Source organism: Streptomyces anatolicus (assembly GCF_019400875.1).
Classification (GTDB): Bacteria; Actinomycetota; Actinomycetes; order Streptomycetales; family Streptomycetaceae; genus Streptomyces; species Streptomyces anatolicus.
The window spans coordinates 1-1,119 of sequence record NZ_WMBF01000851.1 but is presented as its reverse complement, the minus strand read 5'-3'; the positions used below and the strand labels follow the sequence as shown (position 1 = coordinate 1,119).

Genomic DNA, 1,119 nt, shown 5'->3' with positions numbered 1-1,119 from the left:
GGGGTGGCAGGGACCGTGTGCGGGGGACCCGCCGAGGGCTCGGGGGCCGAAGGGCGTGCCGGAGTGGCGGTGAGCAGCGCTCGGCCGTGGGTCGAGAGGGCGCCGCGGCCCGTGACGCCCAGCAACTCCGCCTCGTTCAGCGTCCATTGGGCGATGCGGGCGCGGAGGTCCCGCGACGAGGGGGACGGCCGTTCCCAGCACAGGCGGGCCAGGAGCGCTTCGGGGTCGGGCGTGGCGCCCTCGGGGAGTTCGGCGAGGAGAGCCAGGACCCGGCCGCGCACCTCCGGCGCCGCCGAGCGGTCCAGATGCGGGCCCAGCGCGGACAGCGTGCGGTCCTTGCCGTCACGGCCGCCGATCAGGCCGGCCGTACGGGTCGCCGCCAGCCAGGCCGTGGCGAGCGCGGCCCAGCGCTGGGGCGCGGGCAGCTCCTGCCAGTCGTCGTACGCGGGAGTCGCGCCGTACCGCTCGTCGGCCTCGCCGTCGGAGGCCACCAGGCCCGCCGCGTAGGCCAGTTCGACCCAGAACGCGGCCATCGGCTCGGGCAGGTCCAGCGCGACCGCGGTCCGCTTCAGGTCGCGCACGCTCAGACCACCCGCGCGCAGCACCGCGGGGCCGCCCTCGTCCCACTCCTTCAGCAGCTCCTCGATGGTGGCGAGCGCGGTGTGCGCCTGGCCCGCCGCCGCGGCGTCCACAACCTGTGGACGGTGCTCGCGCGCCACCGCCACGGGCGGCGGTACCGGCTCGGGCGTGCGGTGCGCGCGGCCCGCGCGCAGATGCAGGGCGACCTCGCGGGGCAGCACGACCGTGCCCGGCGCGGTGGGCAGGAGCAGCCCGCGGTCCAGGAGCCAGCGCAGGTGGCGGGCGGGGTCCGCGGTGACCTGGCCGTAGGGAGGGCCCCACACCAGGCGGGACAGGACCTCCACCGACTCGGCGGGCGCCTCGTCCAGGAGCGCCGACATACGGGTGCGGTCGGTGAACAGCGCGGTGAGCGCGCCGACCGCCGACACGGGGTCGTGCGTGGTGGGCAGGCCCGCCGCCGCGACGATCTCCTGGACGCGGGTCGGCGACATGCCCGCCGTGGCCTCGGCGACGGTCGGGCCGAGGCCGGTGGGGGAGGGG

General features: G+C 77.8%; 1 pseudogene. It reads right to left on the bottom strand.

The annotated features are described in order from the left end of the window. A pseudogene (locus GKQ77_RS32950) lies at positions 1-1,119 on the bottom strand (DNA-binding protein); the annotation flags it as partial.